Origin of the sequence: Pseudomonas sp. 22515 (assembly GCF_052044625.1) — a bacterium.
In the GTDB taxonomy this organism is placed as follows: Bacteria; Pseudomonadota; Gammaproteobacteria; order Pseudomonadales; family Pseudomonadaceae; genus Aquipseudomonas; species Aquipseudomonas alloputida.
Genome location: NZ_JBQENN010000014.1, coordinates 1 through 12,291 on the forward strand (window position 1 = coordinate 1; position 12,291 = coordinate 12,291).

General features: G+C 60.3%; 12 protein-coding genes, 2 tRNA genes and 1 pseudogene. 9 read left to right on the top strand and 6 right to left on the bottom strand.

What is annotated here, in order from left to right; all coding sequences use genetic code 11:
* Together ACTJJN_RS14490 and ACTJJN_RS14495 are read right to left on the bottom strand one after the other, a co-directional pair.
* Positions 1–77 (bottom strand) — tRNA-Met (locus ACTJJN_RS14490).
* 134 nt (positions 78–211) lie between these two features.
* Positions 212–288, bottom strand: a tRNA-Met gene (locus ACTJJN_RS14495).
* A 221-nt stretch (positions 289–509) separates the two neighbouring features.
* On the opposite strand from ACTJJN_RS14495, the gene dinB reads away from it, so the two are divergent.
* Complete coding sequence (gene dinB / locus ACTJJN_RS14500) at positions 510–1,568, top strand: DNA polymerase IV (protein ID WP_167398639.1); 1,059 nt, start codon at positions 510–512, stop codon at positions 1,566–1,568.
* Positions 1,569–1,594: 26 nt separating this feature from the next.
* On the opposite strand, the gene ACTJJN_RS14505 is transcribed toward dinB, so the two are convergent.
* From ACTJJN_RS14505 to ACTJJN_RS14515, 3 genes are all read right to left on the bottom strand, one after another.
* Complete coding sequence (locus ACTJJN_RS14505; protein ID WP_440781353.1) at positions 1,595–2,533, bottom strand: hypothetical protein; 939 nt, start codon at positions 2,531–2,533, stop codon at positions 1,595–1,597.
* Between the two features lie 20 nt (positions 2,534–2,553).
* A complete protein-coding gene (locus tag ACTJJN_RS14510; protein WP_440781355.1) occupies positions 2,554–4,269 on the bottom strand; it encodes a proline--tRNA ligase in 1,716 nt (571 codons plus the stop codon).
* Positions 4,270–4,429: 160 nt separating this feature from the next.
* Positions 4,430–5,695: an OprD family porin gene (locus tag ACTJJN_RS14515; RefSeq protein ID WP_012051471.1), complete on the bottom strand. Its 1,266-nt coding sequence runs from the start codon at positions 5,693–5,695 to the stop codon at positions 4,430–4,432.
* Between the two features lie 691 nt (positions 5,696–6,386).
* Here ACTJJN_RS14515 and ACTJJN_RS14520 point away from each other — a divergent pair.
* Together ACTJJN_RS14520 and ACTJJN_RS14525 are read left to right on the top strand one after the other, a co-directional pair.
* Entirely contained in the window at positions 6,387–6,806 is a 420-nt protein-coding gene (locus tag ACTJJN_RS14520; RefSeq protein ID WP_012051472.1) for an HIT family protein, read from the top strand.
* A gap of 1 nt (position 6,807) precedes the next feature.
* Positions 6,808–7,014 carry a SlyX family protein gene (locus ACTJJN_RS14525; RefSeq protein ID WP_003254785.1) on the top strand — a complete coding sequence of 69 codons (207 nt, stop codon included), beginning with the start codon at positions 6,808–6,810 and terminating at the stop codon, positions 7,012–7,014.
* Between the two features lie 122 nt (positions 7,015–7,136).
* On the opposite strand, the gene ACTJJN_RS14530 is transcribed toward ACTJJN_RS14525, so the two are convergent.
* Entirely contained in the window at positions 7,137–7,730 is a 594-nt protein-coding gene (locus ACTJJN_RS14530; RefSeq protein WP_440781356.1) for a cold shock domain-containing protein membrane protein, read from the bottom strand.
* 280 nt (positions 7,731–8,010) lie between these two features.
* Here ACTJJN_RS14530 and ACTJJN_RS14535 point away from each other — a divergent pair, with 280 nt between their 5' ends.
* The 6 genes and pseudogenes from ACTJJN_RS14535 (at position 8,011) to ACTJJN_RS14560 (ending at position 12,215) form a co-directional block, all read left to right on the top strand.
* The gene (locus ACTJJN_RS14535) at positions 8,011–8,484 is read left to right on the top strand and encodes a Dps family protein (protein WP_012051474.1); all 474 of its coding nucleotides are present in this window, start codon (positions 8,011–8,013) and stop codon (positions 8,482–8,484) included.
* Positions 8,485–8,533: 49 nt separating this feature from the next.
* Positions 8,534–8,638 (top strand): annotated as a pseudogene (locus ACTJJN_RS14540) (dihydroorotase); the annotation flags it as partial.
* Positions 8,639–8,839: 201 nt separating this feature from the next.
* Positions 8,840–9,169 (top strand): ribbon-helix-helix domain-containing protein, encoded by a 330-nt coding sequence (locus ACTJJN_RS14545; protein WP_003254778.1) that lies wholly within the window; start codon positions 8,840–8,842, stop codon positions 9,167–9,169.
* Positions 9,170–9,263: 94 nt separating this feature from the next.
* The gene (locus tag ACTJJN_RS14550) at positions 9,264–9,485 is read left to right on the top strand and encodes an FmdB family zinc ribbon protein (protein WP_003254776.1); all 222 of its coding nucleotides are present in this window, start codon (positions 9,264–9,266) and stop codon (positions 9,483–9,485) included.
* 93 nt (positions 9,486–9,578) lie between these two features.
* Positions 9,579–11,354: an aspartate--tRNA ligase gene (aspS, locus tag ACTJJN_RS14555; protein WP_004575741.1), complete on the top strand. Its 1,776-nt coding sequence runs from the start codon at positions 9,579–9,581 to the stop codon at positions 11,352–11,354.
* 114 nt (positions 11,355–11,468) lie between these two features.
* Positions 11,469–12,215: a YebC/PmpR family DNA-binding transcriptional regulator gene (locus tag ACTJJN_RS14560; protein ID WP_003254770.1), complete on the top strand. Its 747-nt coding sequence runs from the start codon at positions 11,469–11,471 to the stop codon at positions 12,213–12,215.
* The last annotated feature ends 76 nt before the right edge of the window (positions 12,216–12,291 follow it).

The following is a 12,291-nucleotide window of genomic DNA, read 5'->3' on the forward strand; positions in this document are numbered from 1 at the left end:
TGGTTGCGGGAGCCGGATTTGAACCGACGACCTTCGGGTTATGAGCCCGACGAGCTACCAGGCTGCTCCATCCCGCGTCAGTGGGGCGGATTCTACAGCGTATAGTTTATATGTCAAGCGCTAGGCTTTGATTTTTCGAGGCTTTTTCGGAAAAGCTTTTTAACGGGCAAAGAAAAAGGCCACTGCGTTAACAGTGGCCTTTTCTCGAATCTGGTTGCGGGAGCCGGATTTGAACCGACGACCTTCGGGTTATGAGCCCGACGAGCTACCAGGCTGCTCCATCCCGCGCCTGTGAGATCGAATTCTACGGATTTACGCACTGATGTCAAGCAATTGTTTTGGAAAAACCTTTTTTGTTCAAACCCTTAGCGCTTCATATCCGTGTACAGCTCAGTCACGGCGGGGCTTTCAGGCCGATTATCGTGTAGCAAAGCAGGTGAGCTGTTTCAGAGGAGGGCGCATGCGATACTATCTGTATGAATTTACAGTGCTGACGGTCGTCCATGTCCTTGCGCAAGATCATCCACGTCGACTGCGATTGTTTCTACGCTGCGATCGAGATGCGTGATGACCCGCGCCTGGCCGGTCGCCCCATGGCGGTGGGGGGCTCGCCCGACCATCGCGGGGTAATCGCCACCTGCAACTATGAAGCGCGTGCCTATGGCGTGCGCTCGGCCATGTCATCGCGGCATGCGCTGAAGCTCTGCCCCGATCTGTTGATCGTCAAGCCGCGCTTCGAGGCCTACCGTGAGGCCTCGCGGGAAATCCACACGATCTTTCGCGACTACACAGAGCTCATCGAGCCTTTGTCCCTGGACGAAGCCTATCTGGATGTCAGCGACAGCCAGTGGTATTCGGGCAGCGCAACGCGCATTGCCGAGGATATACGCCGGCGTGTTGCCCGCACCCTGCATATCACCGTGTCGGCTGGCGTGGCGCCTAACAAGTTTCTGGCCAAGATCGCCAGTGACTGGCGCAAACCCAACGGGCTGTTCGTGATTACCCCAAATGAAGTGGAAACGTTCGTTGCAGCCTTGCCGGTGGCCAGGTTGCATGGGGTGGGTAAGGTGACGGCCGACAAACTGACGCGGCTGGGCATCGAAACCTGCCTGCAGTTGCGTGAGTGGTCGCGGCTGGCATTGGTGCGCGAGTTCGGCAGTTTTGGCGAGCGGTTGTGGGGGTTGGCGCGGGGGATCGATGAGCGTGCAGTGCATAACGACAGCCGACGCCAGTCGGTGAGTGTGGAAAATACCTACGACACCGACCTGCCAGACCTGGCCAGTTGCTTGGCGCGGCTGCCAGATCTGCTGGCTAGCCTGAACGAACGCATCGCTCGAATGGACAGCAGTTACCGGCCAGACAAGCCGTTCGTCAAGGTCAAGTTCCATGACTTCAGCCAGACCACCATGGAGCAAGCCGGGGCCGGCCGGGACCTGGAGAGTTATCGGCAATTGCTGGGGCAGGCGTTCGCCCGTGGCGGCAAGCCGGTACGCTTGCTAGGGGTAGGGGTGAGGTTGCGTGACTTGCGGGGCGCACATGAACAGCTGGAGCTGTTCCCGCCTAAATGAAAGGGGCTGCAATGCAGCCCCTTCTATTAATGCACGCCTGGATCCGCCACCAACCGGCCAGTGGCCTTGGTCAGCGACTGCAAGAACTCCTGTTGCAGCTCCGGATCGTTGCGGGTCAGCTCGATCAGGCTCTGTTCCATTTCACTGGCTTCCTCTTCAAGGCCCAGTTCGGACAGGCGCTTGACCCGGTGCACCCACTGGCCGACATCATCATCTTCGAGGTCATCGAAGATCAGCTCATGGGCTTCGAGCAGCTTATTGCGCAGGGTAGCGCTGACCAACAGGCTGGCATCGCCTCGTACCGCATTGTCCTCGTCAAGTACTTGCAGGTGCAGGGTGCCGACGTGGTTGAGGTTTTGCTCGGAGAACGGGCTGTCGAGCAGGTTCAGGCGCAGCACGCCGTTGCGGTCCGTGGTCAGCTCGTGGGTCATCTTGCCGGCCTTGACCTCGACCAGGCGCTCGCTCCAGGGCAGGCTGGTGGATTCCTCTCGCTGGCCTTTCTGCACTTCGCTGATCCCGGCCAGGTTCTGCTGGGCGCGGCCGTTGGATGGCACGTTCATGAACGGATTGAGCCCATCCACGCCATAGCTGAGCCAGTCGTGGGTGATACTTTGCGGCAGGTTGCCCAAGGCGAAGACGTTGACCACATTGGCGCCGACACCCGCCACCACGGCCACTGCACCCAGCGGGATCTCGTAGATCTCCCGCCAGGGTTGGTAAGGCGTGTAGCGGTCATAGCGACGGGTCACTTCGAATTCGGTCACTTCGAAGCGCTTTTGCTCATGCACGCGCACACGTCGCTGCGGAAGCTCCATCACCTTCGGCTCGCCGACATCGATCTGCAGGGTGTGCTCGAGCAGTTTGCGCTCGACGCGCTCCTCATGGTCGCTGCGCTGGGACATCTGGTTGGCGCAGCCGCTGACGAGCAGGGCGCCCCCAAGGGTAAAGGTACTTCGCTTGTACATGATCACTCGTGCATTGGTTATCAGCGGCGAACGCGGGCCTGCAGGAAGGTCAGCACTTCATTGAGCGGCAACGCCTGGGCGTCCTGCTCGGTGCGGTGCTTGTACTCCAGGTTGCCTTCGGCCAGGCCGCGATCGCTGACGACGATGCGGTGTGGGATGCCGATCAGCTCCATGTCGGCAAACTTGATGCCTGGGCTGGTCTTCTTGTCGCGGTCGTCCAGCAGCACTTCGAAGCCGGCAGCAGTCAGTTCGGCGTACAGCTTGTCGGTTGCCTCACGGACCACCTCGGTTTCATAGCGCAGCGGTACCAGAGCGATCTGGAACGGGGCCAGGGCGTCGTTCCAGATGATGCCCTTGTCGTCATAGCTCTGCTCGATGGCAGCTGCAACCACACGGGACACGCCAATGCCGTAGCAACCCATCGACAGTACGACCGGCTTGCCGTTCTCGCCCAGCACCTGGCACTTCAGCGCCTCGCTGTACTTGGTGCCCAGCTGGAAGATGTGGCCCACTTCGATGCCGCGCTTGATCACCAGGGTGCCCTGGCCGTCCGGGCTTGGGTCGCCTTCGACCACGTTACGCAGGTCGGCAACCTGTGGCACCGGCAGATCGCGCTCCCAGTTCACACCGAAGTAGTGCTTGTCGTCGATGTTGGCGCCGATGCCGAAGTCGCTCATCAGGGCAACCGAGCGGTCGATGATGATTTCCAGTGGCAGGTTGAGCGGGCCGAGCGAGCCGGCACCGGCGCCAATGGCGTCGCGCAGTTCGGCTTCGGTGGCCATGACCAGCGGGTCGGCAACCTGTTCCAGCTTGGTGGCCTTGATTTCGTTCAGTTCGTGGTCGCCACGGACGATCAGGGCAATCAGCTTGCCCTCTTCGGCACCGCGCACGATCAGGGTCTTGACGGTCTTTTCGATCGGCAGGCCGTGGTTTTCCACCAACTGGGCGATGGTCTTGGCATTCGGGGTGTCGACCAGGCGCAGCTCCTCGGTAGGGGCAGGGCGCACGGTTTCACGCGGGATGGCTTCGGCCTTCTCGATGTTGGCGGCGTAGTCGGAGCTGTCGCTGAAGATCACGTCGTCTTCGCCGGACTCGGCCAGTACGTGGAACTCGTGCGAGTAGCTGCCACCGATCGAGCCGGTATCGGCCTGCACTGGGCGGAAGTCCAGGCCCAGGCGGGTGAACACATTGGTGTACGCCTGGTGCATGCGGTCGTAGGTTTCCTGCAGGGAAGCCTGGTCGGCATGGAACGAGTAGGCGTCCTTCATGATGAACTCGCGGCCACGCATCAGGCCGAAGCGCGGGCGGATTTCGTCACGGAACTTGGTCTGGATCTGGTACAGGTTGAGCGGCAGCTGTTTATAGCTGGACAGCTCGTTACGGGCCAGGTCGGTGATCACTTCTTCGTGGGTAGGGCCGACGCAGAAGTCACGCTGGTGGCGGTCTTTCAGGCGCAGCAGCTCAGGGCCGTATTGCTCCCAGCGACCGGATTCCTGCCACAGCTCGGCGGGCTGGATGCTCGGCATCAGCACCTCCAGGGCGCCGGCGGCGTTCATTTCCTCACGCACCACGGCTTCGACCTTGCGCATTACCCGCAAGCCCATCGGCAGCCAGGTGTACAGGCCGGAGGCCAGTTTGCGGATCATGCCGGCACGCAGCATGAGCTGATGGCTGATGACCACTGCGTCGGCAGGGGTTTCTTTCTGGGTGGCGAGCAAATATTGACTGGTGCGCATGGTTAGCCGTGTCGATTGCCTAAGACGTTGAAATAGCCCCGCATTGTACGGGGGGGAAACGAAGGCGTACAGGATGCCCCAGGGCGTGACACTTGTCAGCCAAGAAAAAGCCCGGCGTGATTGCCGGGCTTTTTCAGGTGCGGGGCACTGCAAGCCAGGCTTACAGGATGCTCAGCGGGTACTCCACGATCAGGCGCAGTTCGTCGATCGATGGGGAATCGTAGTAGACACCATCGGAAGAACGGTAGGTGGCTTGACGCACGCGGAAGCTCAGGTCTTTCGCCGGGCCTTCCTGCAGCACGTACTTGATGTCGACGTCGCGTTCCCATTCTTTGCCGTTGGTGGTGCCGGCGACGTTGGCGTCGGAACCGCGTACATAACGGGTCATGAAGGTCAGGCCTGGAATGCCGTATTCGGCAAAGTTCAGGTCGTAGCGAGCCTGCCAGGATTTCTCGTCTTCGGCGTTGAAGTCGGAGCGGGCCACGGAGTTGGCCAGGAAGATGGTGCCGCCACCGTCGATACCATAACCATAGTCGCCGTCGCCGGTGACTTTCTGGTAGGCCAGGGTGAAGGTGTGAGCGCCGATGTTGTAGGCGCCCGACAGGCTGAACGCGCGGTTGTCCAGCTTCTCGCCATCGAATGCGCGGTACTCGGCAGAGCCTTCGCTCTTGGTGTCATAGATGTTGAAGTCGAACACCAGGCCTTGATTGTCGGAGATTGGCAGCGCCCAGTTGACGTTGGCGTAGTATTTGCGCCAGTAGTCTTCAACCTTCGAGTAGTACAGGCTGGTGCTGAGGTTGTCGGTGAAGGCGTAGGTGCCGCCGACCACGTTGGCTTCCTTCAGGCCGAAGCTGTCGCGGTTGGTTTGTTCCTGGGCAGTCAGGCTGGTGAAGTGACCAGCGTGCAGGGTCAGCCCTTCGATCTCGTTGCTGGTGATCAGGGTGCCCTGGGCGATTTCTGGCAGCAGGCGGCTGTCATCGGTGGCGAAGACCGGCAGCGCGGTGAACTGGTCACCCACTTTCAGCACGGTGTCGGAGATGCGGAATTTGACCGCGCCGCCGCCCTTGGAGTAGTCATCCTGCGAACGGCCGTCGGAACCGGTCGGGAACAGGCCGGTACCGGCACGGCCCTTGCCGCTGTCCAGTTTCAGGCCGAGCATGCCGATGGCGTCGACACCTACACCCACGGTGCCTTGGGTGAAGCCGGACTCGAAGGTGCCGACGAAGCCCAGGCCGGTTTCTTCGCGACGGCTCTGACCGCCTTCGTTGTTGCGGAAGTCACGGCTGAAATACAGCATGCGGGTCTTGACGCTCAGCTTGCTGTCTTCGATGAAACCTTTGGACTCGTCCTGTGCCGAGGCCATTGCCAACTGCGAGGTCCCTGCCGAAACGGCCAGGGCGATCATGCTCCACTTCATCACGCGCATCGTGATTTGCTCCTTTGGTTTTTAGGAAGAGTACCGCTGCGTCCAAGTCTTTTAGTTATATGGGGCAGCTCTTTCTTGTTATGTCGGCGAAAATGTATAGCACGCAGACTGTTGTTGGCGATATGGCTATAAGCACTCTTTGCGGAACTTTTTCACCGTGTCGCTTTTAAGTATTTCCATGTCGCAAATCACGCCCCGGTGCAGGGGCCGTATAACCTCAGCGCTGTTCCTGTCACCGTAATGAATCGGTAATTGCCGATTCCGGTTGAGGAAACTCCCTGGTCACCCATGTCGCTGTTGTTATTTGTCGCGTACAGCTGCCACTGCAGATGTCGTGCCGACTTGGCGTGAAGGGAATGCAACAAGCGTGCTCAAAATTCGCAACAGTTCATGAAATTTTCACAAAACCTGCTACCGAGGGTCGGAAAGTGCCGTAAATGCGGGACGAAGGCTGCGTGAGTGTTTTTTGGGATCGAGAATCATTAAAATTTAAAAACCTGCCATTAGAGTCAAGGTGTTACCGCAACTTGTTCATCCGGCGTCGTTTGTGGGGTGGTCAGTGTGGGGAGGGCGGGCAGGTGGCCTCATTTTGGTGCGAAAAGTAGCGCTGTGTTACCGGCAGTGTGCAAGGTATCCTTGCTGGCCTGTTTTCCGCCTGAAGCGGGATGGTATTGCCTGAAGGAGATATGCCGTGTTCGTCCTCGATTCGCGTTTGCAGCAGGATTCGCTGGTGTTGGGAGAGTTTTCACTGTGCCAGTTGCTGCTGAGCAAGGATGCCAATTACCCATGGTTCATTCTGGTGCCCAAGCGCGCTGGTGTTAGTGAGCTGTTCGAGCTGGATGCGGCAGAGCAACAGCAGTTGTGGCAGGAAACCACCTTGTTGGCAGAAGCGCTGAAGGCCAGCTATGGGGCCGACAAGATGAACGTGGCTACCTTGGGCAACGTGGTCAGCCAGTTGCACATGCATGTGATTGTGCGCCAGCGCGACGACGCCGCGTGGCCGGCACCGGTATGGGGCAAGTGTGCGCCTGTGGACTACACCGATGATCAACTGCAAGCCGTTCGCCAGCGCCTGCGCGGGCTACAACTTGCTGGTTACCAAGAGGCCTGAGATGACACTGGAAATGCGGATGGTCGAACTGGAAACCCGTCAGGCGTTTCAGGATGACGCTATCCAGGCGCTGAATGACGTGGTGGTGGAGCAAGCGCGTGTGATCGAGCGGCTGCAATTGCAGATGGCCGAGCTGATCAGGCGCCATGAAGAGATGGTTGGCCAGTATGGCAGCGAAGGGGAAGAGGCCCCGCCTCCTCATTATTGAGTTGTTCCCGGCTGCTATCGCCGGCAAGCCAGCCCCCCACAGGTAGGATGCTGCCTTCAGGTGCAGCACGGCCCTTGTGCAAGCTGGCTTGCCGTTGATAGCGTCGGCCGGTCAGCCGTTGGTCAGCGGCGGGTTACTGCAACCACGTCTTCGGCCTGCAGGCCCTTGTCGCGGTGCATCACCGAAAACTCCACGCGTTGGCCTTCGACCAGAATGCGGTGGCCCTCGCCGCGGATGGCCCGAAAGTGCACGAAAATGTCATCACCCGAGTCTCGGGAGATGAAACCAAAGCCTTTCGATGTGTTGAACCATTTGACGGTGCCGGTATCACGGTTGCCGGCATCTTGTGCCACGTGTTGACTGCCGCGTGCCTTGCGCGGGCTGCGGGCAAAGCCCACGGCCAGATGCAGGGCCACGGCCAGCGCCGCACACACCAGGGCTGCCAGGTTGCCCATTTCCGGGCGGGCCAGTAGCGTCAGGGTCTGCAGCACGACGGCGACCACCAGCAGGGCGCAGGCCAGGTGCTGCAGTTGTTGCCGCGCGCCGCGATGATACAGCGGCACGACCGGGGCCAGCACCAGATTGAGCAGGCTGAGCAGGGCCAGGTAGACCGCGTCGGGTTGTTGCAGGAAGGGTGTCGCATCGGTTTTCAGGCTGGGTATGAGCGATAGCAGCAAAGCTGCGACGCCCGTCACCAGATGGACGATCTTGAACATGGGGTTGGCTCACTGTTGATAAGGCCGATCACAGGAAGAGCTGGCAGCACGGTGCGCATGAGATATAGAGCGCGAACACGTGGCAGGCCAGCCTATGCACCCGGCAATGACAGTCCGCACGGGTGGCACAGTGCCTATTTAACAGTAAAGCCACAGCCTACTCAAACCGCGGGCCGCCCAGTGGCGATGTATTGCGCCATGTCACATGCGGGATGCGACAAGTGTTGCTACAGTGGTCGGCGCCCGCTTGAGTCTCAAGCCTTATGGAAAGGGGAGCTTCATGGCAATCGATATCGGTATCAGTGAAGAAGATCGCAAGTCCATCGTCGATGGGCTGTCCCGCCTGTTGTCGGATACCTACGTGCTGTATCTGAAAACCCATAACTTTCACTGGAACGTCACCGGCCCGTCGTTCCGCACCCTGCACCTGATGTTCGAAGAGCAGTACAACGAACTGGCGCTGGCAGTCGATTCGATCGCCGAGCGCATCCGTGCCTTGGGCTTCCCGGCACCGGGTTCGTATGCATTTTATGCACGGCACTCGTCGATCAAGGAGGAGGAAGGCGTCCCCCCGGCAGACGAGATGATCCGCCAGTTGGTTCAGGGGCAGGAGGCCGTGGTACGCACTGCGCGCAGCATTTTCCCTGTGGTGGACAAGGTCAGTGACGAGCCGACCGCCGACCTGCTGACACAGCGCATGCAGGTGCACGAGAAAACCGCCTGGATGCTGCGGGTACTGCTCGACGGCGAGTAACCGTTGCTCAAGGCGGAAAGCTTGCGCAACCCCTGTGGGAGCGGGCACGCCCGCGAACACCGGCGCAGCCGGTGCCCAACCATTCATCGGCAGCCGCCTGCCAGGTGCAGTGCGTTATACCTTGGTCGACGGGCACGTCTGCCACGATGCCTGAGTAACCCCTGTGGGAGCGGCCTTGTGTCGCGATAGGGCCGCAAAGCGGCCCCAGCAANGCGGCCCTTTCGCGACGCAAGGCCGCTCCCACAGGCTCCGCTTGGCAATCCGGTATTTGCGAAGGAACATTTTGCCGCTGCTTTAAGCTCGCCCGTCAGCGCTTCATAGGCCACCTGGTACCTGTGACGAGGAAGTGTGGCGCATGATGCAAGCGAGCAAACGTATGGCTGGCCAGGGCAGCTGGCCAGGAAAACAGTGCATCGACCCGTTCAAGGCGGACTTCGACATGTTGCAGACGCAGCCGGTGTCACGTTCCGTGCGGCTTAACGGCTTTTCTACCTGTCTGCGCCTGGAGGCTGTCTACTGGGGTATCCTTGAGCGCATTGCTGCTGCCAACCGTTGTTCGGTCAGTGCGGTGTTGTCCTACGTGGACCGTGAAGTGCACCTGCGCCAGGGCGGAGTGCGCAATTTCAGCGGGCTGATCCGGGTAATCTGCGTGGCGTGGCTGCAGGACCCGCCAAGTGTGCGCTGATCGCCAGGCGGGCTGCGCAGTGCTTGCTAACCATATATAATCCCGCTTTTTGCTGCCCCCCGGCAGCCAGCGTTATGGTTGACGAGAGACACCCATGCCCCTTTATGACTATCAATGTGCGTCCTGCGAGCACCGCATGGAAGTGCTGCAGAAGATCAGCGCCGCGCCGCTGACCGATTGCCCGGCCTGTCAGGCGCCGGCACTGAAAAAGCTGCTGTCGGTGCCAGGCTTTCGCCTGAGCGGTAACGGTTGGTACGAAACCGACTTCAAGACCGGGGCGAAAAAGAATCTGGCAGGCGGCGACAAGGCCGACTGAGTTGAATGCTGTGACCGGGTCTTGCAGTATTAGCCCTCCGGGCGGCCAAGGCCTCCACCGAATACACGAATCACGAGAAGCGAAACCACCATCATGATGCGCAGCCATTATTGCGGCCAACTGAACGAGAGCCTGGACGGCCAGGAAGTCACCCTTTGCGGCTGGGTCCATCGTCGCCGCGACCACGGCGGGGTGATCTTCCTCGACATCCGTGACCGCGAAGGCATGGCCCAGGTCGTGTTCGATCCGGATCGCGCCGAAACCTTCGCTGCTGCCGACCGTGTGCGCAGCGAATACGTCGTGCAGATCACCGGCAAGGTCCGCAAGCGTCCTGAAGGTGCAGTGAATGCCAACATGGCATCCGGTGCCATCGAGATCCTCGGCTACCAGCTGAACGTGCTCAACGAAGCGGAAACCCCGCCGTTCCCCCTGAACGAATACTCCGACGTCGGCGAGGAAACTCGCCTGCGTTATCGCTTCATCGATCTGCGTCGCCCGGAAATGGCCGACAAGCTGCGCCTGCGCTCGCGCATCACCAGCAGCATCCGTCGCTTCCTCGACGAAAACGGCTTCCTCGACGTCGAAACCCCGATCCTCACCCGAGCCACGCCGGAAGGCGCGCGCGACTACCTGGTGCCAAGCCGTACCCACGCCGGTAGCTTCTTCGCCCTGCCGCAATCGCCACAGCTGTTCAAGCAGCTGCTGATGGTCGCTGGCTTCGACCGTTACTACCAGATCGCCAAGTGCTTCCGTGACGAAGACCTGCGTGCCGACCGTCAGCCGGAATTCACCCAGATCGACATCGAGACCAGTTTCCTCGATGAAAGCGAGATCATGGGCCTGACCGAAAGCATGATCCGCAAGCTGTTCAAGGAAGTGCTCGACCTGGAATTCGGCGAATTCCCGCACATGACCTTCGAAGAGGCCATGCGCCGCTACGGCTCCGACAAGCCAGACCTGCGTATTCCGCTGGAGCTGGTTGACGTTGCCGACCAGCTGAAGGATGTCGACTTCAAGGTGTTCGCCGGCCCGGCCAACGATCCAAAGTGCCGCGTTACCGCCCTGCGTCTGCCAGGTGGTGCCAGCATGCCGCGCAGCAAAATCGACGAGTACACCAAGTTCGTCGGTATCTACGGTGCCAAGGGGCTGGCCTACATCAAGGTCAACGAGCGCGCCAAGGGCGTCGAAGGCCTGCAGTCGCCGATCGTCAAGAACATCCCTGAGGCCAACCTCAACAACATCCTCGATCGCGTTGGCGCCGTAGACGGTGACATCGTGTTCTTCGGTGCCGACAAGTTCAAGGTGGTCAGCGAAGCCCTGGGTGCGCTGCGTATTCGTCTGGGTCACGACTTCGAGCTGCTGACCTGCGAGTGGGCGCCGATGTGGGTCGTCGACTTCCCAATGTTCGAAGAGAACGAAGACGGCAGCTTCACGGCATTGCACCACCCGTTCACCGCGCCGAAGTGCACGCCGGAAGAGCTCGAGGCCAACCCGGCCACTGCCCTGTCCCGTGCCTACGACATGGTGCTGAACGGTACCGAGCTGGGTGGCGGTTCGATCCGTATCCACCGTAAAGAGATGCAACAGGCAGTATTCCGTCTGTTGGGTATCGAGGCAGAAGAACAGGAAGAGAAGTTTGGCTTCCTGCTCGACGCTCTGAAGTTCGGGGCACCGCCTCACGGTGGCCTGGCGTTCGGCCTGGACCGTCTGGTCATGCTGATGACCGGCGCTCAGTCGATCCGTGAAGTGATCGCGTTCCCGAAAACCCAGAGCGCCGCATGCGTCATGACCCAGGCCCCTGGCATGGTCGACGCCAAGGCCCTGCGCGAGCTGCACATCCGACTGCGCGAACAGACCAAGGTCGAGTAAGCAGTCCCCGGGCGCATCCACATGGATGCGCCTTTGCGTTTCGACGCAGGTATTTTCCCGTCCCGCCCCGTCATGGGGCGGGGCTGTTTGTGATTCAAAGGATTCGGAGTCGTTATGGCTGGTCATTCCAAGTGGGCGAACATCAAGCACCGCAAAGAGCGCCAGGATGCCAAGAGGGGCAAGGTCTTCACCAAGTGGATCCGCGAACTGACGGTCGCTGCCAAGCAGGGTGGCCCTGATCCGGCATCCAACCCGCGCCTTCGCCTGGCGCTGGACAAGGCGTTGGGCGCCAACATGAGCCGCGACATCATCGATCGTGCCGTGGCCCGTGGTGCTGGCACCAATGAAAGCGACAATGTCGAAGAGCTTAGCTACGAAGGTTACGGCCCGGGTGGCGTGGCGATCATGGTCGAAGCCATGACCGACAACCGCAACCGTACCGCCGCGGCCGTGCGCCATGCCTTCACCAAGTGTGGCGGCAACCTGGGTACTGACGGTTCTGTGGCCTACCTGTTCGAGCGCAAAGGCCAGATCAGCTTTGCTCCGGGCGTGGAAGAGGACGCGTTGATGGAAGCGGCAATGGAAGCCGATGCCGATGACGTGGTCGCCAACGACGACGGCTCCTTCGACGTGTTCACCTCGTTCAACAGCTTCTATGCCGTGCGTAATGCCTTGGAAGAGGCTGGCTTCAAGGCCGCTGACGCGGAAATCGTCATGCAGCCGACCACCAGCGCCGAACTCGACCAGGACGGTGCCGAAAAGGTGCTCAAGCTGATCGACATGCTCGAAGACCTGGATGACGTGCAGAACGTTTACTCCAACGCCCAGATTTCCGATGAGATCATGGAAAACCTCGGCTAAGGTGATTTGGCATTTTGTGCCAACTCTGAGCGTTTGATAGCGCCTGTGCCGGCCCTTTCGCGGGTAAACCCGCTCC